19 protein-coding genes are annotated in these 18,632 nt (G+C 62.6%); 12 read left to right on the plus strand and 7 right to left on the minus strand.

The features are described from left to right. Window positions 1–5: 5 nt before the first annotated feature. Window positions 6–1,349 (minus strand): tRNA (N6-isopentenyl adenosine(37)-C2)-methylthiotransferase MiaB, encoded by a 1,344-nt coding sequence (gene miaB / locus DWU99_RS07255; protein WP_115477359.1) that lies wholly within the window; start codon window positions 1,347–1,349, stop codon window positions 6–8. A 244-nt stretch (window positions 1,350–1,593) separates the two neighbouring features. Between miaB and DWU99_RS07260 the strand changes: the two genes are divergently transcribed. Further along, the gene (locus DWU99_RS07260) at window positions 1,594–2,634 is read left to right on the plus strand and encodes a lytic transglycosylase domain-containing protein (RefSeq protein WP_233510952.1); all 1,041 of its coding nucleotides are present in this window, start codon (window positions 1,594–1,596) and stop codon (window positions 2,632–2,634) included. 6 nt (window positions 2,635–2,640) lie between these two features. Here the strand turns inward: DWU99_RS07260 and DWU99_RS07265 are convergent, their stop codons facing one another. Further along, complete coding sequence (locus DWU99_RS07265; RefSeq protein ID WP_115477361.1) at window positions 2,641–3,876, minus strand: S1C family serine protease; 1,236 nt, start codon at window positions 3,874–3,876, stop codon at window positions 2,641–2,643. 227 nt (window positions 3,877–4,103) lie between these two features. Here DWU99_RS07265 and petA point away from each other — a divergent pair, with 227 nt between their 5' ends. The 5 genes from petA to DWU99_RS07290 all read left to right on the plus strand — a co-directional run bounded on the left by petA (window position 4,104) and on the right by DWU99_RS07290 (window position 8,112). Continuing rightward, window positions 4,104–4,709, plus strand: a complete 606-nt coding sequence (gene petA / locus DWU99_RS07270; protein WP_115477362.1) for a ubiquinol-cytochrome c reductase iron-sulfur subunit — start codon at window positions 4,104–4,106, stop codon at window positions 4,707–4,709. Next, window positions 4,709–6,013 carry a cytochrome b gene (locus DWU99_RS07275; protein ID WP_115477363.1) on the plus strand — a complete coding sequence of 435 codons (1,305 nt, stop codon included), beginning with the start codon at window positions 4,709–4,711 and terminating at the stop codon, window positions 6,011–6,013. Before petA ends, DWU99_RS07275 begins: the two co-directional genes overlap by 1 nt. Next, window positions 6,006–6,749, plus strand: a complete 744-nt coding sequence (locus DWU99_RS07280; RefSeq protein ID WP_199535732.1) for a cytochrome c1 — start codon at window positions 6,006–6,008, stop codon at window positions 6,747–6,749. The genes DWU99_RS07275 and DWU99_RS07280 overlap by 8 nt, the downstream gene beginning before the upstream one ends. A 69-nt stretch (window positions 6,750–6,818) precedes the next feature. Then, window positions 6,819–7,445, plus strand: coding sequence for a glutathione S-transferase N-terminal domain-containing protein (locus DWU99_RS07285; RefSeq protein WP_115477364.1), 627 nt, complete (start codon window positions 6,819–6,821; stop codon window positions 7,443–7,445). A 244-nt stretch (window positions 7,446–7,689) separates the two neighbouring features. Continuing rightward, the gene (locus DWU99_RS07290; protein WP_115477365.1) at window positions 7,690–8,112 is read left to right on the plus strand and encodes a ClpXP protease specificity-enhancing factor; all 423 of its coding nucleotides are present in this window, start codon (window positions 7,690–7,692) and stop codon (window positions 8,110–8,112) included. 16 nt (window positions 8,113–8,128) lie between these two features. On the opposite strand, the gene DWU99_RS07295 is transcribed toward DWU99_RS07290, so the two are convergent. The 4 genes from DWU99_RS07295 to DWU99_RS07310 form a co-directional block, all read right to left on the minus strand. Next, window positions 8,129–8,545 (minus strand): DUF3301 domain-containing protein, encoded by a 417-nt coding sequence (locus DWU99_RS07295; protein WP_115477702.1) that lies wholly within the window; start codon window positions 8,543–8,545, stop codon window positions 8,129–8,131. A 37-nt stretch (window positions 8,546–8,582) separates the two neighbouring features. Then, window positions 8,583–9,440, minus strand: a complete 858-nt coding sequence (gene nadC / locus DWU99_RS07300) for a carboxylating nicotinate-nucleotide diphosphorylase (RefSeq protein WP_115477366.1) — start codon at window positions 9,438–9,440, stop codon at window positions 8,583–8,585. Continuing rightward, window positions 9,437–11,737 (minus strand): DUF1631 domain-containing protein, encoded by a 2,301-nt coding sequence (locus DWU99_RS07305; RefSeq protein ID WP_115477703.1) that lies wholly within the window; start codon window positions 11,735–11,737, stop codon window positions 9,437–9,439. The genes nadC and DWU99_RS07305 overlap by 4 nt, the downstream gene beginning before the upstream one ends. A 155-nt stretch (window positions 11,738–11,892) precedes the next feature. After that, window positions 11,893–12,165, minus strand: coding sequence for a Trm112 family protein (locus DWU99_RS07310; RefSeq protein WP_115477367.1), 273 nt, complete (start codon window positions 12,163–12,165; stop codon window positions 11,893–11,895). 67 nt (window positions 12,166–12,232) lie between these two features. On the opposite strand from DWU99_RS07310, the gene purE reads away from it, so the two are divergent. Then, on the plus strand, window positions 12,233–12,736 hold the full coding sequence (purE, locus tag DWU99_RS07315) for a 5-(carboxyamino)imidazole ribonucleotide mutase (protein WP_115477368.1): 504 nt from the start codon (window positions 12,233–12,235) through the stop codon (window positions 12,734–12,736). Continuing rightward, complete coding sequence (locus DWU99_RS07320) at window positions 12,733–13,887, plus strand: 5-(carboxyamino)imidazole ribonucleotide synthase (protein WP_115477369.1); 1,155 nt, start codon at window positions 12,733–12,735, stop codon at window positions 13,885–13,887. Before purE ends, DWU99_RS07320 begins: the two co-directional genes overlap by 4 nt. 36 nt (window positions 13,888–13,923) lie before the next feature. On the opposite strand, the gene DWU99_RS07325 is transcribed toward DWU99_RS07320, so the two are convergent. Then, window positions 13,924–14,505, minus strand: coding sequence for a superoxide dismutase (locus DWU99_RS07325; RefSeq protein ID WP_115477370.1), 582 nt, complete (start codon window positions 14,503–14,505; stop codon window positions 13,924–13,926). Window positions 14,506–14,615: 110 nt separating this feature from the next. Between DWU99_RS07325 and grxD the strand changes: the two genes are divergently transcribed. The 4 genes from grxD to olsF all read left to right on the plus strand — a co-directional run bounded on the left by grxD (window position 14,616) and on the right by olsF (window position 18,273). After that, complete coding sequence (grxD, locus tag DWU99_RS07330; RefSeq protein WP_115477371.1) at window positions 14,616–14,942, plus strand: Grx4 family monothiol glutaredoxin; 327 nt, start codon at window positions 14,616–14,618, stop codon at window positions 14,940–14,942. Next, complete coding sequence (locus tag DWU99_RS07335; RefSeq protein ID WP_115477372.1) at window positions 14,939–15,706, plus strand: SDR family NAD(P)-dependent oxidoreductase; 768 nt, start codon at window positions 14,939–14,941, stop codon at window positions 15,704–15,706. The genes grxD and DWU99_RS07335 overlap by 4 nt, the downstream gene beginning before the upstream one ends. A 55-nt stretch (window positions 15,707–15,761) precedes the next feature. After that, complete coding sequence (locus DWU99_RS07340; RefSeq protein WP_115477373.1) at window positions 15,762–16,361, plus strand: YhgN family NAAT transporter; 600 nt, start codon at window positions 15,762–15,764, stop codon at window positions 16,359–16,361. A gap of 199 nt (window positions 16,362–16,560) precedes the next feature. Further along, window positions 16,561–18,273, plus strand: a complete 1,713-nt coding sequence (olsF, locus tag DWU99_RS07345; RefSeq protein WP_115477374.1) for a bifunctional ornithine lipid synthase OlsF — start codon at window positions 16,561–16,563, stop codon at window positions 18,271–18,273. Window positions 18,274–18,632: the final 359 nt, after the last annotated feature.

The following is an 18,632-nucleotide window of genomic DNA, read 5'->3' on the forward strand; positions in this document are numbered from 1 at the left end:
GAGATTCAGGCGGCCTGGCTGTCCGCGCTGCCGATCCGTCCACGCAGCGAATTGGCCATCGCTTCGGTGATCACTACATCCACGAATTGACCAATCAGACGGGCAGGGCCGGGGAAGTTCACGTAGCGCATGTTTTCGGTGCGGCCCGTGAGTTCGTTCGGGTTCTTCTTGCTCGGCTTTTCCACCAGCACGCGCTGCACGGTGCCGACCATCGCTTCGTTGATCTGCCTGGCGTTGGCGTTGAGCACGGCCTGCAGTCGCGCAAGGCGCTCGTGTTTCACGGCGGCGGGCGTGTCGTCTTCAAGATTGGCCGCCGGGGTACCAGGGCGCGAGGAGAAGATGAAGGAGAAACTCTGATCGAAACCGACGTCGTCGATCAGCTTCATGGTCTTCTCGAAGTCGCTGTCTGTTTCGCCCGGGAAGCCGACGATGAAGTCCGAGGAGATGCAGATATCCGGACGCACCGCACGCAGCTTGCGGATCTTCTGTTTGAACTCCAGTGCCGTGTAACCGCGCTTCATCGCCGTGAGGATGCGATCGGAACCGGCCTGCACCGGAAGATGCAGGAAGTTGGCGAGCTTGGGCACGTTTGCATAGGCCTCGATCAGCGAGTCGGAAAACTCCAGCGGATGCGAGGTGGTGAAGCGGATGCGGCCGATGCCTTCGAGCTGCGCGATGGCATGGATGAGCACGGCAAGATCCGCCGTGCCGCCGTCGTGCGTGGGGCCGCGATAGGCATTGACGTTCTGGCCTAGCAGGATCACTTCGCGCACGCCCTGGTCGGCGAGTTGCGCCACTTCCACGATTACGTCGTCGAACGGACGGCTGATTTCCTCGCCGCGGGTGTAGGGCACCACGCAGTACGAGCAGTACTTGGAGCAGCCTTCCATGATCGAGACGAAAGCGGTGGGACCCTCGGCACGCGGTTCGGGCAGGCGGTCGAACTTCTCGATCTCGGGGAAGCTGATGTCCACCTGCGGCTTGCCGGTGGCGCGCTTGGCTTCGATCAGTTCGGGCAGGCGGTGCAGGGTCTGCGGGCCGAAGACCAAATCCACGAATGGCGCACGCTTGATGATCGCCTCGCCTTCCTGCGAGGCTACGCAGCCGCCCACGCCGATCAGCACCGGCTTGCCGCCCTGTTTGTGCTCCTTCCAGCGGCCAAGCTGGCTGAAGACCTTTTCCTGCGCCTTCTCGCGGATCGAGCAGGTGTTGATCAGGATCACGTCTGCTTCGGACTCGTCCTGGGTCAACTCCAGGCCGTGCGACGCCTTCAGCACGTCGGCCATTTTGGCCGAGTCGTACTCGTTCATCTGACAGCCGTGGGTCTTGATGAAAAGCTTGCCGCTCATGGCGTTCGGTACCGTGGATGCGAAGGGCGCGGACGCAGGGTGCGCCGAACCGCTTAGTTTACTAGCCCCCCGGGCGACCTGCCACTGACGCGGACTCGGCGGATCAAGCACTTGCGGGTATGTCCTGCCGCACGAAATCGGTCATTCGGGCTTGGCGCCAGCCCGGCGGAGGGGCACACTGCCGCCCATGCCCATCGTCGTACGCCAAGGGGGAGGCGCCGGCCCCAAGGCAGTCAGCCTCCCCGTGTTCCTGAGGACCCTTTTGCAGGTCGTGCTGGGTTGTGTCTTTTTGCTGCTGGCGGGGATGTGGGGCGGTCCCGCGCATGCCGGCACGCTTTATCGCTGCGCCGGATCGCAGGGCGAAACGGTGTTCTCCAGCAGCACGGCGGGCTACAAGGACTGCAAGCAGGTGGCCTCGTTCGCCAGTGCCTCGCCGCGTTCCGGATCGCGACGTGAGGCATCCAGGGTAACGTCCCTGGCATGGGTGACCGGCTGGGTCGACACCACCGCCCGGCCCATTGCGCCGATCGTGGTGTCGCTGGAGAAGGTGGCAGGCAGCGTCGAAACCACGGCGCGCGCGCTTCCCGCACCGGTGGCGCCGGCCGGTCGGCCAGGGCAATGGACTTATAACGAGTCGCGCGATGACTTACCCGCAGCGCTGGCTGGAGCGGGCGCGTCCGACTCGCCGGACAGCCGCGTCCTGCGCGGCGCGGTCTATCGCGTCGTGCATCGGGACGGCAGCGTCGAGTACACCAACATCCCGCCCGGTGGTGCGCAGGCGCGCAACGTCACGCGACTCTTCAGTTACATCGCCACCTGCATGGCGTGCAATCTGCACTCCCCGATCAATTGGGGCACGGTGCACCTCGATTTGACCGACTACGCCGACGTCATCCACAACGCGAGCCTCGAGTCGGGCGTCGACGAAGCGCTGATTCGCGCCATCATCCACGCCGAAAGTGCGTTCAATCCGCGCGCGATGTCGCTCAAGGGCGCACAGGGCCTGATGCAATTGATGCCCGGTACGGCCGACGACATGGGCGTGCTCGATGCCTTCGATCCGGCGCAGAACATCCGCGGCGGTGCACGCTACCTCGGTTTGTTGATGAAGAATTTCAACGGCGACATGAGGCTTGTTGCCGCAGCCTATAACGCGGGCCCTGCCGCCGTGCAGCACTACAACGGCGTTCCGCCGTTCGCGGAAACACAGGTCTATGTGCAACGTGTGGGCGAGTTGCTTCAGCGCTACAACAAGGCGTTGCATCCGCCGCTCGCGAGTCTTTAGGCGATCTCAACCACCACTATTCGGGTCGCCGCCACTGCTCGAGGCCGAGGCGGCCGTCGGTACTTGCGGCGGCCGTTGGGTCACGGTGAGCATCAGATGGAACGGCACGCCGTTGCGCAGTCCGGATAGTTCGACATGGCCGCCTGGCTTGAGTGCGGCTTCGCGCCGGCTGAGATCCGCCGGATCGCGGATGTCGTCGTCGCCCAGGCGCAGCAGGATGTCGTGCGGCTGGATGCCTGCGATGGCGGCGGGGCCTCCCGCAATGACGTCGGTGACCTGGGCGCCGCGGGCGGCAGCGGGCAGACCGCTGTCCGCCGCTATCGGGACGAAACCGTAATCGGCGCCCAGCCAGCCGCGGATCACATGACCGGTTGCGATTAATTGTCGCAGGACGTTGGTTGCCGTATCGACGGGAATGGCGAATCCGATACCTTCTGCATTGGCGGCTTTGCCGATCAGCAGGGTGTTGATGCCGACGAGATCACCGTTGCTGTTGACGAGGGCGCCACCGGAGTTGCCGAGGTTGATCGCGGCATCGGTCTGAATGAAATCTTCGGGGCTGCTGTTGCTGAGTTGTCGCCCGATGGCGCTGATGATGCCCATGGTGACCGTCTGGTTGAGACCCAGCGGATTGCCGATCGCCAGCACCACGTCGCCGACGCGAAGCTTTTTCGGATCGGCCATCTGGATCACCGGCAAGTTGCCGGCGTCGATTTTCAGTACGGCGAGATCGGTTTCTTCGTCGGCACCGACGAGCTTGGCCTTGGCCACGCGACCGTCGTAGAGCAACACCTGGATATCATCGGCATTGGCGATTACGTGATTATTGGTCAGTACATAACCTTCCGCGCTGACGATCACGCCAGAACCAAGGTTTTGTTCGCGACGCGCGACCGGCGGGCCCGCGGGCGTGCCGCCGAACAGCTGCTGCATCAGCGGATCGGTGAACATGCGTACGGCCTGTTCGGTGACCACCTTGTTTGCGTAAATATTGACCACCGACGGTGCCGCTTTCGTCACGGCGTCGGCATAGGAAAAGGGGGCGCTGGCGGTGGGCGATGCGGTTTGCGTGATGGCGGGAGACGCAACACTGGTCGCTTCGGCCGGGGAGTGCTGCAAACCGAAGCGTGCGCGCAAATTGTCGCCGACCCTCGGCCACATCAAGCTGATCACGAACGCAAGCGCCAACCCGAGTACCACGAATCGGGCAATAAAGGCGACGATGCCTGCGGCATGCTTCATGTCGTGATGCGATCCGTGGAAGTGTGGCGGAGCGACGTGACCGCCTGTGCGGTTTTATTGTAGGGTTCAAGACCTGAGGCTAGACTAACGCGATTTTTTAAGCAGTACGATTTTGGATTTTGCAGGGGCACGATCCTGGGGCGGTCGGCGAAGCGCAATCTTTTTCGTCCGCAGTGGCAGAATCTGGTTTCTGCAGTGTCAATGGCATGCAAGTACCGGAGAGCCTGATGGCGAACGAAGTCGTCGATCAAGGCCGCCGCCGCTTTCTCACCACGACGACTGCCGTGGTGGGTGGAGTGGGTGTGGTGGCGGCAGCAGTGCCTTTCATCAAGTCGTGGGAACCCAGTGCAAGAGCAAAAGCTGCAGGCGCTCCAGTCACTCAATCGCTTAAAAAGATCGAGCCCGGCCAGCAGTTGATCGTGGCCTGGCGCAGCCTCCCGGTATTCATCGTCAATCGCACGTCAGCTCAGCTTGCCGGTCTGCCCAAGCAGGAGTCGCGACTGGTCGACCCTAGCTCGACCGGCACGTCTGCCGACCAGCAACCGAAGTACGCGCAGAACGGTACGCGTTCCATCAAGCCCGAGTGGCTCGTGATGGTCGGCATCTGCACCCATCTGGGTTGCGTGCCCGACTACGTGGGCGACATGAAACCCGAACCGTTCGACCCGAACTGGCAAGGCGGTTATTACTGCCCGTGCCATCACTCGCGCTACGACATGGCGGGTCGCGTCTATCAGGGCGTGCCGGCACCGAAGAACATGGTGGTTCCGCCCTATCAGTATCTCGATGACACGACGATCCAGATCGGCGTGGACGCTCAGGGGGCTGCGTAATGGCGAACGTCTTCTCAAGCATCGGCGATTGGGTCATTGAACGCGCGCCCGGCTTGATGCCGGTGTATCGCAAGCACATGACCGAGTACTACGCGCCGAAGAATTTCAATCTTTGGTATTACTTCGGTTCGCTCGCGTTGCTGGTGCTGGTCAATCAGATCGTCACCGGCATCTTCCTCACCATGAACTACGACCCGAGCGCGGCAGGCGCGTTCGATTCGGTGCAGTACATCATGCGTGACGTGGAGTGGGGCTGGCTGATCCGCTACATGCACACCACGGGTGCGTCGCTGTTCTTCGTGGTGATCTACCTGCACATGTTCCGCGGCATTTTGTACGGTTCGTACAAGAAGCCGCGAGAACTGGTGTGGCTGCTCGGCATGCTGATCTTTCTCGTGCTGATGGCCGAGGCCTTCATGGGCTACGTGTTGCCGTGGGGCAACATGTCGTTCTGGGGCGCGAAGGTGATCGTCTCGCTATTCGGCACCATTCCGGTGATCGGCAAGGATCTGGTGGAGTGGATCATGGGCGATTTCCTGCCTGCCGACGCGACGCTCAATCGCTTCTTCGCGTTGCATGTGATCGCGCTGCCGCTGGTGCTTCTGCTGCTGGTGGTGCTGCATCTGGCGGCCTTGCACGAAGTGGGTTCGAACAACCCCGACGGCGTCGACGTGAAGCACGGCCCGAAGGGCAATCGCTGGGATCCGACCAAGCCGGCCGATGGCATTCCGTTCCATCCGTATTACACGGTGAAGGATCTGGTGGGCGTGGGTCTGTTCCTCGCCATCGCCGCGTTCATCATCTTCTTCCAGCCGACATTCGGGGGTTGGTTCCTCGAGCATGACAACTCGATCGCTGCGAACAACCTGGTGACGCCGGCTCAGATCAAACCGGTGTGGTACTTCACCGCGTTCTACGCGATCGTGCGCATGATTCCGTCGGCACTCGGCACCGCCGTGTGGGGTGTGCTGGGCATGTTTGGATCGATCGCCTTGCTGTTCGCACTGCCGTGGATCGACGTGGGCAAGGTGAAGTCGGTGCGCTATCGCGGTACCGGTTACAAGGTGGCGCTCACGCTGTTCGTGCTCGCTTTCTTCGGCCTGGTGCTGATCGGTACGGACTTCACCGACGAACTCTTTCCGAAACTGTTTGGCAGCGATATCGACATCACTGCCTGGGACAACGCGTTCGGCCGTGTGATGACGCTCATCTACTTCGGTTTCTTCGTATTCCTGTGGCTGTACACGCATCTTGGCTGGGAAAAGACCAAGCCGGTTCCGGAACGGGTGACGACGCATGATTAAGCGCTACTTCTCCATGTTTGCGTTGGCATTCGGCCTGTTGCTCGGCACGAGTGCCGCCGTCGCCGACGAAGGTCCGGAGCTTCCGTCGGCCGGCACCAATATTCGCGACATCGCATCGCTGCAGCGCGGCGCCCACTTGTTCTTCAACTACTGCGTGGGTTGTCATTCGCTGAAGTACATGCGCTACGAGCGCATCGCGGCCGACCTGGGGCTTACCCAGGACGACGTGATGAACAACCTCAATTTCACGGGCGCGAAGTTCGGCGATCCGGTGATCTCGCACATGCCGGCGGACGATGCGCAGAAGTTCTTCGGCAAGGCGCCGCCGGACCTGTCGCTGGAAGTAAGCGCCAAGGGTGCGGATTGGGTGTTCGCCTATCTCAACTCGTTCTATCTGGACCCCAAGAGCCCGATCGGCTGGAACAACACCGTGCTTCCCAACGCGGCCATGCCGTTCCCGCTGTGGGAGCTGCAGGGCGAGCAGACGGCGGTGATGAAGCCAGGCACGCCGGGTGACGATGCCCAGATCGAAAAGCTGACCCTGTCCCGCCCCGGCCGCCTGACGCCCGAGCAGTACCAGCAGGCCACCCGCGACCTCACCAACTTCCTTGAATACGTCTCCGAGCCGGCCGCCATGCAGCGGCGCCAGTACGGCATCTGGGTCGTGCTGTTCCTCCTGGCTTTCACCTTCCTGGCATATTTGCTAAAGAAGGAATATTGGAAGGACGTCCACTGAATGGACTTGTGACCGCCGGCTGATGGCGAGGGCCACCCCGGCGGTCATATTCGATGGGGAGAAAAGTGCATGGTCCAGAACGCTCGTTCCCGGACGGTACTAGCCATGTACTCGGCTGCCGATGACATCCAATGTCATCGGGTGCGCCTCGTGTTGGCGGCCAAGGGTGTGGCCTACGACCTGATCCAGGTCGATACGGCCAAGCCCCCGCAAGACCTGATCGACCTCAATCCCTACGGCTCTCTGCCGACGCTGGTCGACCGTGATCTCACGCTCTACGACACATCGGTCATCTGCGAGTACCTGGACGAGCGCTACCCGCATCCCCCCTTGATGCCGATCGATCCACTCTCCCGCGCCCGGCTGCGCCTGGCCGCCGTGCGCATCGAGCGCGATTGGCTGCCCGAAGTCGAGCACATCCGCGCCGGTGGCCGGCCAGCCGATACGGCGCGCAAGCATTTGCGCGAACACCTGCTGACGGCCTTGCCCCTCTTCAAGGCGGCCAAGTTTTTCCTGAATCCGGAGATGAGCCTGGCCGATTGCCTGGTGGCACCGGTGGTGTGGCGGCTGCCATCGCTGGGGGTGGACCTGGGACGCGAGGGTAAGCCGATCATGGATTACGGCGAACGCCTCTTCCACAGCCAAGGGTACGCGCGCAGCCTGACGGCCGACGAGAAAGCACTCCGGGCGCTCTGAGGAACCTGTCCTCCTAGTCCACGCGGCAGGAGGAGAGGCTCCGGGCTTCTGGACATCAACCCGTATTTCAAATTCAATACGTTGGGGCCGGCTCTGTCTGTCCGCATACTTTCGGTGCGCCGGTTCGGCAGACGATCAGTCTGCTTTCGCTGTCACCCGTCTGTGCTGCGCCAACCAGAATCGGTGACATCTATACAGCACTAATCAGAGCGCCCTTCCGGTGACCCAGCAGGACCCCCACGGCATGACCTCCAATCGCCCCTATCTGTTGCGGGCGATCTACGATTGGATCAGCGACAACAACCTCACGCCGTACATGCTGGTCGACGCCACGCGCAGCGGCGTACGCGTGCCCACGCATGTGATCAAGAACGGGCAGGTCGTGCTCAATCTGGCCATGCGCGCGGTGGCCAATCTGGATCTGGGCAACGAATGGATCAGCTTCCAGGCGCGCTTTTCCGGCGTGAGCCATAGCATCCAGATTCCGATTCCCGCCGTATTGGCGTTGTACGCGCAGGAGAACGGGCAGGGCATGATGTTCCCGGCCGATGAGGATGGTGGCGAGCCGCCTACCGATACGCCGCCCTCACCACCGGCTCCCGAGCCGCCCACCGAAGGCGACAAGCCCAAGCGCGGCGGCGGTTCGCATCTGCGCGTCGTCAAATAGGCGTGGCCGGCGGCGCTTAGTGCCGAACGTCCCGATCGCGAACAGGGCGGCGGAACGGCAACACGTTGCCGTCTCCCTCTGCCGGCGCGTGAGGTGACGAAGCGCCGTCCTGCTCGGGTGTGTACAACTCGATCGTGGGAAGGATGAGTGCCGTCAGCTCGTTGCCGATCATCCACAGATGGCCGGCTTCGCGATCGTTGCCGTCGACACTCACTTCGAAACTGTAACGTCGCTCGATGATGCGCCGGCCGCCGAGGCGACGCAGGCGCAGCCCGCTCAACCCGACCGTTTCGTCCAGCAATTGCAGGCCGTGCTGGTAGCAGCGCGAGCGTGCTTCCTGGATGGCTTTGTCGCGGGCGCGACTCAGGGTCAGCCACGTGCCGGCAATGGCAAGCAGCATAAGCAGCAACAACAATGTAGCCAGGTCACCCATGTAAAGCAGTGTGTGGGCGGCCCAGGCGGGCCGCAAGTCACCCGATCTTCAAACGGAGCGAGAGATCGATGGCCTGCACGTGCTTGGTCAGCGCCCCGACCGAGATGTAATCGACGCCGGTGCGGGCGTATTCGCCAATGGTTTGCAAGCTGACGTTGCCGGAAATCTCCAGCGGCACGCGTCCTGCGGTGATGGCCACCGCTTCGCGCATCAGTGGCAGCGTGAAGTTGTCCAGCATGATGCGATCCACGCCGGCGTCGAGCGCCTGCTGCAGTTCGTCGAGGTTTTCCACTTCCACGATGAGCTGGAGCGCGGGATGAAGCTTGCGTGCGGCCAGCACTGCAGCCGCGATGCTGCTGGCGGCGATAATGTGGTTCTCTTTCACCAGGATGGCGTCATACAGACCCATGCGGTGATTGTGGCCGCCGCCGCAGCGTACCGCGTATTTCTGCGCAAGGCGCAGGCCCGGTACGGTCTTGCGCGTGTCGATGACCCGCACTTTGGTGCCGGCCACGGCAGCCATGTACGCGGCCGTGATGGTGGCGGTACCCGACAGCATCTGCAGGAAGTTCAGCGCGGAGCGTTCGGCGCTGACCAATGCGCGAGCGTTGCCGCGCATCTCGCAGACCACCATGCCTGGCGTGACCCGGTCGCCGTCGTTGGCATGCCAGTCAATGCGCGCATTCGGATCGAGCTTGAGTACGCACGCATTGAACCAGGGGATGCCCGCAAGCACCGCGTCTTCGCGGCAGGTGAGTTGCGCGGCGGCCTGGGCATCGGCGGGTAAGAGGCTGGCGGTAGCGTCGCCTTTGCCAAGGTCTTCGGCAAAGGCGCGTTCTACGTCTGCGGCGATCAGGGCAGGGTCGGGCGGGGTGAAGCGAAAGGCAGTCGTCATTCGGTATCGCTGGTTCGGACTTCCTCATGACTGAGTCGGTCGACGATGGCATCCATCGCGCGGTCGAACAGGGCATTGGAAGCTAGGATGCGCGCACGCCCATCGGCCATCACGGTGGCCAGTTCGTAAGGCGAGTAATCGGCCACTTTCAGGCCACGGCGGTTGACGAACAGATAGCGGCCGCTCATCGGGCTGATCCACGACAGCTTGGCGCGTTCGAAGTGCTCGTCCTGGCTGCTGAATTCAAGCCATGTACCCGGTTTGAGCGCGTTGATGCGCTCCAGCTCATCGCGCACTTCCGGCGGAATGGCGGCAGCTTCCGGCTCGGCGTTGGCCGATTCGTCTTCCAGGTCCGCCATGCTTTCGGCGATGGGCTGGATGCTTTCCGGAATCGGCAGCGGGGCGGGGGTGCCTCCCTCCAACGTCTGCGGCTGTTCGGCGGCCGGCACGGCGTCGCCCAGCTGCTGGCGGTAGTAGGTATGCAACTGACCCAGCAGGCGTTCGATGTCGGCGTCCTGGAACGCTACGTTCGCCAGACCCTTGCGCAACGCACGCTCGATGCCCGGCAAAAGCTGGCGCAGATCGCGTTTGGCTTCGGGCGTACGGACCGGCTTGGTGCTGGCGATGAAGGCGTCGACAAAACGCACGGCCTCGCGGAACTCGGTGGATTCCTCACCCTTGCGCAGGATGGTGAGCACCATGTAGTTCGCCCAGGCACGCGACAGCACACCGTGCACCAGCGGCGGGAGCACATGATCGCCAATGCGGTTGAGGATTTCGCGTGCCGCGCGGCGGCGCGCCTGCTCCAGCTTCTCACGGCCGCGCGTGGACTCGGCCACGCGCTGCTCGGCGAGTTCCGCGCGGCGGCGGCTGGCTTCCTGGAATTGCTGCAGTTCGGCCGACAGGCGATCGAAGATCGACATGTCGTCGTCGAATTCCTGCAGCAGGCGATCGACGATCGCCTTGATCATGTCGTGCAGGCGACCATCGCGGTCGGATTCTTCCGACCAGCTCTTGGCTGCATCGGCCAGGCCATCGAGCAGGCGGCGCGCCGGATGCTGGCGGTGCGCGAACAGCTTGCGGTCGAGGATCGCGGCCTTGAGATACGGAATCTGCAGACGCGCCAGCAGTACCTGCATCTGCGGCGGCAGGTTGCGGTCTTCGAGGATGAACTCGAACAGCATGCCAACCAGATCGATCGTGTCTTCGTCGATCGTGGCGATCTGGCCCGGGCGCTGGCCACGCAAGGAACCGAGCTGCGACAGCAGCTGTTCCTTCAGGTGCAGCACCTGTTCGGTGATGGCTATGACACTGCTGTCGGCGATGGGCATCGTCGTCGATTGCAGCGCTGCCGCCTGGCTCTGGAGCACGCTGAGCGCGCCGATCAGTTCGTTGGCGGTGGGTAGCTGGCCTTGCGTCATCGCCGACAGTGGAACGGTCGGATGTGCGCGGCGCGCACCGAACAGCGTACGCAAGGTCTGCAACAGTTCGGCCGATGCTTCGCTGTCATCCACCGCGAGCGGGGTAGTCATCTCGTTTTGCACGGAAGCCCCGCCCGCTGCGGCCGTTGCGCTCCCGCTGGGGTTGCGCAGCAATTCGTGACGCAGCTGCGGCAACACGCCGGCGCGCATCAGCTCGGCGTTGGTTTCCTGGTAGAGCTCGTCCAGCGACGCCATCACGTAGCGATCGAACAGCTTGTAGATGATCAGCTTCACGCGCATGTCGGCGCTGAGTTCGCGCATCGACTGGCGGAACGCCTGGGCCAGCAGGGCCGGACCGATCGGGTTGGTGGCGTCTTCGATGCGCGTACCGCCGCAGATGACGGACAGTCGCTGGTTGACCGCGAAAAGATCGCGCGCCAGGCGCGTTTCGTTCTTGCCGATCAGGCTGGTGATGGCGAGCGATTCTTCCAGTTCGTTGTCGGCGACCAGCGAGAGTTCGATGGAGCCGGCCGCTGGCATCGACGGGTTGTTCTGGCCGGGGGAGCGTTGACCGCTGACAAAGTCATTCAGCTCCCGCGAGACCAGGGTCAGAAAGCTGCGCTCGATCACGGGGCGGCGCTTGCGCACTTCGCGCATGCCGTCGAAGTAGTGCATCTGCGCGGCGTTGTTTTCGGCTTTCTCCGCGAGGTCGAACAGGGCGTCGTCGACGTGCTCGAACATGTTGCCGATGTACTGCTGCAAACGGCGCGCGGCGATGTTGCGAACAGCGTTCAACAGGTCGCCCCCGCGACCAGTGGCAGGATCCAGTCGCTGGCTGAGATTGACGATGTTCGACTGCTCGTTGGCTTCTTTCATCGCCACACCCCTGTGGTTGAGCCCATTGCTTATGACGACGGTTTGCTGGCTGATTTGACCACCATAAGCGAAAACGGGTTCCCTCGCCATGTCGGCCGTCATGGAATCGCACTTTGCCGTTCAGCCGGAGGCGTCAGCCCGGCGTCGGCAAGGTTTTACGCTGCGGAGGGGAAGTCCGTCAGCTGGGTGGTGCCGATGCCTTCCTCGGGAAGCATGACCGGAATGCCGTCCTCAACCCGGTAGACGACCTTGCGGTCCACGGTGATCAGGCCTTCGGCCAGGCGCCCCTGGACGGCGCTGCCCGATATGCTGAGCACATCGCCCCCGTCGATGGCGCGGTTCAGCGCCGTGAGCTCGCTGGCGTTGAGCGGGCGTACCGGGGTCTTGCTGACCGGGCAGCACAGAATGTCGAGCAGGCGCTTGTCCATGGAAAGTGGCAGGTATCGTTGCAATGCAGGGAAGTACGTACAATATCCCCTTTTGGACGACCGGGCCATGACGGGAACAGCTGCGGCACCGCGGGTTGGTGTGGTGATGGGATCGCGTTCGGATTGGGAAACCATGACGCACGCGGCCGAAATACTTGAAACATTGGGCGTGCCCCATGAGGTGCGCGTCGTCTCTGCGCATCGTACCCCGGACCTTCTGTTTCGCTACGCCGAGGAGGCGGTGGCGCGCGGCATCCAGGTGATCATCGCCGGTGCCGGCGGTGCCGCCCATCTGCCGGGCATGCTGGCCGCCAAGACGCGCTTGCCGGTGTTGGGCGTACCGGTGCAGTCCAAGGCACTCAATGGTATGGATTCCCTGCTTTCCATAGCGCAGATGCCGGCAGGCATTCCCGTGGGCACCTTGGCGATCGGACGCGCCGGTGCCGTCAATGCCGGCTTGCTTGCCGCTTCGGTGCTGGCGCTGCATGACCCGGCCTTGGCCAAGGCGCTCGACGCCTATCGCGCCAAACAAACCCAAACCGTCCTGGATAACCCGGACCCACGCTCGTGACTGTTCGTTGTCAGCCCGTTCTGGGCATTCTGGGTGGCGGCCAGCTGGCCCGAATGCTCGCTCTCGCCGCCGCTCCGCTCGGCGTCAAAACGCTTGTGGTGGATAGCGCGCCGGATGCCTGTGCCGGACAGGTGGCGCCGCTGAGGCTCGCCGACTGGACCGACTACGCCGCGCTGGAGAAATTCGCCGCCGAAGTCGATGTGGTCACGTTCGATTTCGAGAACGTACCGGCGGAAACCGCGCACTGGCTCGCCGAGCGCGTGGCGGTGTTTCCGGATCCGCGCGCGTTGGCGGTGGCACAGGATCGCCTGGCGGAAAAGACACTGTTCCGCGAATGCGGCTTGCAGACGCCCGCGTTCGAGGCGGTGGATACGCGCGCCGATCTGGATCGCGCACTTGCCGTCATTGGCGCGCCGGCGATCCTCAAGACGCGCCGCCTCGGATACGACGGCAAAGGGCAGTTCCGCATCAAGCAATTGTCCGACGCGGATGCCGCATGGGCGGCATTGGGCGCACAAGCCAGTGCCCATGGCTTGATTCTGGAAGCCTTCGTGCCGTTCGATCGCGAACTTTCGGTGCTGGCGGTGCGCGCACGCGACGGCGACTTTCGCATCTGGCCGCTGACACAGAACTGGCACACCGACGGCGTGTTGAGTTTCAGTCTGGCTCCCGCGCTCGATGTCGGTGGATTGCAGCCGCGTGCCGAGGAGCTGGCGCGCATTCTTGCCGAGCGTCTGGGCTACGTGGGAGTTTTTGCGCTGGAGCTGTTCGTCAAGGACGGTCAGCTGCTTGGCAATGAGATGGCGCCGCGCGTTCACAACTCGGGGCACTGGACCATCGAGGGTGCGGTTGCCAGCCAGTTCGAGAATCACGTGCGTGCCGTGCTCGGCCTGCCGCTTGGCGACACCGCGGTGCGCGGGTTCTCGGCGATGTTCAACTGGATCGGCGAGCTGCCCGATGCGATATCGGTGCTCAATACGGTCGATGCGCATTGGCACGACTACGGCAAACAGCCGCGGCCAGGGCGCAAGGTAGGTCATGCCACGGTGTGCGCGAAAGAGGCTCGGGATCTTGCCTTGCGCATCGACGAAATTGCCCGTGCGTTGAAGCGCGAAGAGCAGGTTGCTCCGGCTTTGAAAGTACTCGGGTGATCCTCCCTCTCCCCGGAGGGAGAGGGAGTGAAACGATCAGGCGAGATTCTTCGCCGCGAAGTCCCAGTTCACCAGATTCCAGAACGACTCCACGTACTTCGGACGCGCGTTGCGGTAATCGATGTAATAGGCGTGTTCCCACACGTCGATGGTGAACAGCGGCTTGTCGCTGCCGGTGATCGGCGTGGCGGCGTTCGAGGTGTTGACGATGCCCAGCGAACCATCCGGACGCTGCACCAGCCAGGTCCAGCCCGAACCGAAGTTGCCGACCGCCGACTTGGTGAACTCTTCCTTGAACTTGTCGAAGGAACCGAAAGCCTTGGCGATGGCATCGGCCAGCTTGCCGCTGGGCGCATTGCCGTCCTTCGGCGAGCGCATCGAGTGCCAGTAGAAGGTGTGGTTCCAGATCTGCGCTGCGTTGTTGAACACGCCGCCGGAGGACTTCTTGATGATGTCTTCGAGCGCGGCGCTTTCGAACTCGGTGCCCTTGATCAGGTTGTTGAGGTTGGTCACGTAGGCCTGGTGGTGCTTGCCGTAGTGGAACTCCAGCGTTTCGGCCGAGATGTTCGGCTCGAGCGCGTTCTTTTCATAGGGCAGCGGGGGAAGTTCGATCGCCATAAGAAACTCCTGGGCGTTGGCTGAGGAAGACGGTTCTGGTGGCCCACAGGGCCGCCATGACGGCTGGTACACTACCTATCGGGCTGCATTGTAGTGATGAATCTGAAGTTATGGACGTCAACGAACGAATCAAGGCGGTGCTCGCGGAGCATCCCATCGTGCTTTTCATGAAAGGCACGCCCGAGTTCCCGATGTGCGGATTCTCCAGCCGCGCGGCACAGGCGCTGAACGAATCGCACGCCCAATTCCATGCCGTGAATGTATTGGCCGACCCGGAAATACGCGCGGCCTTGCCGCATTACGCGAATTGGCCGACATTCCCGCAGCTTTTCATCCAGGGCGAGTTGATCGGCGGCTGCGACATCGTGGAAGACCTCAAGGCTTCGGGCGAACTTGCACGCATGGCGGCCGATGTGGCGGGAGCGAGTCACGCATGAATCTTCCGTCCTATCGCCTCCCGGCCACGTGGACGAGCTCCCCTCACACGCTGGACGGGCGCGTGGTGCTGGTCACCGGTGCTTATGGCGGATTGGGCAGCGCGGTGGTGCGCGCCGCCGCGCGTGCGGGTGCTACCGTGGTGATCACGGGCAAGCGCAAGCGCCAGCTCGAGCAACTTTATGATGCGATGATCGCCGAGGGGCTGCCCGAACCCGTCATTCACCCGCTCGATATGGAGTCGGCCACGCCCCGCGATTACGAAGTGTTGGCCGACGGCTTGCAGCGTGACCTTGGACGGCTTGACGGCATCGTGCACACGGCAGCGAGCTTCGCTGGATTGACGCCGATCGCCATGCACAAGCCGGATGCGTGGCTGCGCGCATTGCATGTCAATGTCTCCGCACCGTTTGCACTGACGCAGGCCTGCCTGCCATTGCTGACCCGGGCATCCGACAGCTCGGTGGTGTTCGTGCTGGACAATCCCGAACTTGTGCAGCGCGCGCACTGGGGTGCGTACGGTGTATCCAAAGCGGCGCTTGAGCGCTTTGTGACCATCCTCCACGAAGAACACGATTCCGGAGCGCTGCGTGTGCACGCGCTGCTGCCTGCGCCCATGCGCACCACGTTGCGGCGCATGGCGTATTTCGGCGAAGACACGCTGCAGCTCCCGCTGCCCGAGGCCACGGCCGATGCGGCGGTCTATCTGCTGAGCGCCGAAGCGGCTGCGGCGCGCGGCACGGTGCTCGATCTGCGCGTGGCATGATCACCTCGGCGGCGACGGGCCGCGGGTTGCATAAGGGGGCAGGGTGGAAACGCAGATGACGACATTGTCGGCGGCGATCCTGCTGTTCCTGATCATGGATCCGCTCGGCAATATTCCGATCTTCCTCAGCTTGCTGAAGGACGTCGCACCCAAGCGTCGCCGTGCGGTGATGGTGCGCGAATTGCTGATCGCGCTGGCGGTGTTGCTGGTGTTCCTGATGGGCGGGCAGTGGATTCTTCACCTGCTGCAGCTGAAGGAGGAGTCGATCAGCATCGCGGGCGGCATCGTGCTGTTTCTCATCGGCATTCGCATGGTGTTTCCGCCGGCTGATGGCGGCGGCATTTTCGGCGGGGCGGGCGAGGGCGAACCTTTCATTGTGCCGATGGCGATTCCAGGCGTCGCCGGGCCGTCGGCCATGGCGGCCTTGCTGCTGTTGACCAATACCCAGCCAGGGCGCACAGCCGATTGGGCGATTGCGCTGTTGTGCGCGTGGCTTGCGACGGCGCTCATTCTGCTCAGTTCCACCTATCTGTTCCGCTGGTTGGGCGAGAGCGTGCTCACGGCACTGGAGCGCGTCATGGGCATGTTGCTTATCGCCTTGTCGGTGCAGATGTTTCTGGGCGGTGTCGCGGCCTACTTGCATTTGTCGGTTTGAGTCGCTCCCATGCCCACGGTAAGACGGAACGATCTCCAAGTGTCCCTAGGTGCGGGGCAAAGCCTTGCGCTAAACAAGCTCTTAAGAAATCATCCTTAGTTCATCGTGTATTCTTGCGAATGAGACGGGTTTGGCAACGTAAATTCGCGCAGTTGTCACACTTGATCGGCAAGATGGACGAAAACCAAGGGAGGCGGTCATGCTTCACGTCGAACAGGCCCTTACCGAACGTCTGCCATGGCTTGCGCAGCATCCGATGATCCGCCGACCGGTGGCCGGAATGCTTGGTCGCCTGGCTGACGAATCGGGATTCAATCGCGTTCTGGATCGCATCGGAAACGCAGAGGGCTTTGCCTTCGCCGAAAAGGCGCTCGATGTTCTTGGCTGCAGTTATCACGTGCTCCAGCGCGAGCGGGAAAACATTCCCGTCGAGGGCGGCGTACTCATCGTCGCCAATCATCCGTTGGGCATGCTCGATGCCATGGCATTGGTGGATCTGGTGGGGTCGGTCCGCCAGGACGCGCGCATCATGGGCAACGACTTTTTGAAGGCGATTCCGCAGCTCGGCGAGCTGTTGCTGCCGGTGGACGTGTTCGGCAGTGGCGCGGCGTCGCGCTTGCGCAATGTGTATCGCGCGCTTGAGCGCGGCGAGGCATTGATCGTTTTCCCGGCGGGCGAGGTGTCGCGCATGGGGCCTGCGGGCGTGCGTGATGGCCGCTGGTCCGATGGCTTCGCGCGACTGGCCATGCACAGCAAAGTGCCTGTACTGCCGATCCACGTGGCCGCGCGCAACTCCGCCATATTCTATGGCTTGTCGATGCTCGCCAAGCCGTTGAGTACCGCGATGCTGCCGCGCGAAGCGGTGGCTACCAACGTAAGCCGCATCGGTTTCAGCGTCGGTGCGCTGATCAGTCCGGAAGAACTGGAAAAGCGCAGCGGAGGTTCGAGCCAGCGCGCAGCGAATCTGATGCGCCGCCATGTGTATCGTCTCGCGCGACGTCGTGGATTGATCTTTGGCGGCCAGGTGCCGCTGGCCCATCCGGAGCCGGTCGATCGTGTCGCGATGGAACTGGGGCAGTGCGAAAAGCTGGCCGACCTGTCCGACGGCAAGCAGCTGCTGGTGCTGCGCGGATCGGTCGATGGCGCTGCGTTGCGCGAGATCGGCCGCTTGCGCGAACTCACCTTCCGCAAGGTCGGCGAAGGTACGAATACACGCCGCGATCTCGATGCTTACGATGCCCACTACGAGCATCTGGTGCTATGGGACCCGAAAGCACTGCGCATCGTCGGTTCCTATCGTCTTGGATACGGCGGTCGCCTGATCAACGAGCAAGGCATGGCCGGGCTCTACACCTCCAGCCTTTTCCAGTATTCGCCGGCGCTTGAATCGAGGCTCGCACAAGGCCTTGAGCTGGGGCGCAGCTTTGTCGCTCCGGCCTACTGGCGTTCACGCGCGCTCGATCAACTCTGGCAAGGCATCGGCCTGTATCTCCAGCGCCACAGGGATCTGCGCTACCTGTTCGGTCCGGTAAGCATGTCCGTCAACCTGCCGCGCCAGGCGCGCGAATGGATTGCAGCCGCGCACCAGCATTATTTCGGAGCACCTGGCCTGGCCGCTGCCCGACAGCCGTTCAAGGTCTCCCCGGACGTGCTCGAAGGAGTGCGCCGCGAGCTTGAAGGGCTGGACCCGGTAAGCGGTCTGGGACGCCTGCGAAATCATCTCGACGCCCTCGGCGTCAGCTTGCCTGTTCTGTATCGCCAGTACGTGGATCTGGTCGAGCCCGATGGCGTCCAGTTCCTTGATTTTGGTGAAGATCCCGGTTTTTCCGGCTGTGTCGACGGGCTGGTGATGCTCGACCTTTCGCGACTCAAGCCCGCCAAGCGCGCCCGTTACCTGGGCAAAGGCGCTTAATCCCACGCGGTGTTTTCGATGGATCTCCCTGGCCTCTAAAGGCCGGGGGTTTCTTCACGATTGAGACATAATTGTAAAATTAATGTAAACGTCTTGTGTGATCTTGCTAAGGTATCGCTAAGAGTACGTGACCTTTTCCCCTTACCCGACGTCCTGGAATGGCTCGGGTAACGCGTACGAATCAGGGTTCTCACACAGGCTTGTCATCCAGGGATATTGGCTTCGATTGACGTTTTCTTGCCTGCGTTTCTGCAAGAAATCCTAAAACCGAGGGTTCCACACGAAATGCCACGCGACTCATAGTCATGGGCCCGAGGTTTTTTGTGCCCATGAATGCCACGCGAGGCCTGGACGGACAT

Source organism: Dyella psychrodurans (assembly GCF_003363265.1).
In the GTDB taxonomy this organism is placed as follows: Bacteria; Pseudomonadota; Gammaproteobacteria; order Xanthomonadales; family Rhodanobacteraceae; genus Dyella_B; species Dyella_B psychrodurans.

Bases quoted from the DNA above. Each gene is read 5' to 3' on its own strand.
- miaB (WP_115477359.1), bottom strand. From the start codon at position 1,349: ATGAGCGGCAAGCTTTTCATCAAGACCCACGGCTGTCAGATGAACGAG.
- DWU99_RS07265 (WP_115477361.1), bottom strand. From the start codon at position 3,876: ATGAAGCATGCCGCAGGCATCGTCGCCTTTATTGCCCGATTCGTGGTA.
- petA (WP_115477362.1), top strand. From the start codon at position 4,104: ATGGCGAACGAAGTCGTCGATCAAGGCCGCCGCCGCTTTCTCACCACG.
- DWU99_RS07275 (WP_115477363.1), top strand. From the start codon at position 4,709: ATGGCGAACGTCTTCTCAAGCATCGGCGATTGGGTCATTGAACGCGCG.
- DWU99_RS07280 (WP_199535732.1), top strand. From the start codon at position 6,006: ATGATTAAGCGCTACTTCTCCATGTTTGCGTTGGCATTCGGCCTGTTG.
- DWU99_RS07285 (WP_115477364.1), top strand. From the start codon at position 6,819: ATGGTCCAGAACGCTCGTTCCCGGACGGTACTAGCCATGTACTCGGCT.
- DWU99_RS07290 (WP_115477365.1), top strand. From the start codon at position 7,690: ATGACCTCCAATCGCCCCTATCTGTTGCGGGCGATCTACGATTGGATC.
- DWU99_RS07295 (WP_115477702.1), bottom strand. From the start codon at position 8,545: ATGGGTGACCTGGCTACATTGTTGTTGCTGCTTATGCTGCTTGCCATT.
- nadC (WP_115477366.1), bottom strand. From the start codon at position 9,440: ATGACGACTGCCTTTCGCTTCACCCCGCCCGACCCTGCCCTGATCGCC.
- DWU99_RS07305 (WP_115477703.1), bottom strand. From the start codon at position 11,737: ATGAAAGAAGCCAACGAGCAGTCGAACATCGTCAATCTCAGCCAGCGA.
- DWU99_RS07310 (WP_115477367.1), bottom strand. From the start codon at position 12,165: ATGGACAAGCGCCTGCTCGACATTCTGTGCTGCCCGGTCAGCAAGACC.
- purE (WP_115477368.1), top strand. From the start codon at position 12,233: ATGACGGGAACAGCTGCGGCACCGCGGGTTGGTGTGGTGATGGGATCG.
- DWU99_RS07325 (WP_115477370.1), bottom strand. From the start codon at position 14,505: ATGGCGATCGAACTTCCCCCGCTGCCCTATGAAAAGAACGCGCTCGAG.
- grxD (WP_115477371.1), top strand. From the start codon at position 14,616: ATGGACGTCAACGAACGAATCAAGGCGGTGCTCGCGGAGCATCCCATC.
- DWU99_RS07335 (WP_115477372.1), top strand. From the start codon at position 14,939: ATGAATCTTCCGTCCTATCGCCTCCCGGCCACGTGGACGAGCTCCCCT.
- DWU99_RS07340 (WP_115477373.1), top strand. From the start codon at position 15,762: ATGACGACATTGTCGGCGGCGATCCTGCTGTTCCTGATCATGGATCCG.
- olsF (WP_115477374.1), top strand. From the start codon at position 16,561: ATGCTTCACGTCGAACAGGCCCTTACCGAACGTCTGCCATGGCTTGCG.